Genomic DNA, 554 nt, shown 5'->3' with positions numbered 1-554 from the left:
TTTTGTATTACTATTTCTTTGGCGTTACTTCTTTTAGGCTCATATTTTAGAGTATCAGGAATTTCTTCATACATATCCTTTGCCTTACTGTTAAATATATATTTGGTTGCCTCATTAAGATGGGCTACTGTTGTTCCCTTAAATCCTTTTTTGCATAAGAGCATACATAACTGAATAGCTGTGATTAAGGTTGTAAAACCCTGCTGTCTTGATTTTAGTATTAATATTTTTACTGATTTCCTTTTTTGGTATTCCTGATTAAATATTGTGGTAAATCTCTTCTGTTCATCATTTAAAAAGAATGGTACTAGTTTTCCCTCTTTATCTCTTATCCGGAATACCAGTTCTATTAACTGAAAGTAATTACTGTTTAATTCTTTGGCCAGTTTTTGATTACTATGAAACTCCATCCCTACTGCATTAGTGAATTCCCTGTCTTTTTCAATACTGTTATATTTTGCAAATATCTTTTTCCTAGTTTCTATTAATGATGATATTGTCATTTTTCTTCCTCCAGAATATCTGAAAGTTTTGTCTGTTTCACTGCCTCTTTT

Annotated in this window: 1 protein-coding gene; it reads right to left on the bottom strand. The window is 30.7% G+C overall.

All coding sequences use genetic code 11. The annotated features are described in order from the left end of the window. Positions 1–503, bottom strand: a 503-nt coding sequence (locus NK213_RS18015) for a hypothetical protein (protein ID WP_253351790.1), incomplete at its 3' end; no start/stop codon positions are given. Positions 504–554 lie beyond the last annotated feature (51 nt).

This window comes from Sebaldella sp. S0638 (genome assembly GCF_024158605.1).
GTDB lineage: Bacteria > Fusobacteriota > Fusobacteriia > Fusobacteriales > Leptotrichiaceae > Sebaldella.
This window is presented reverse-complemented; position numbering and strand designations above follow the sequence as displayed.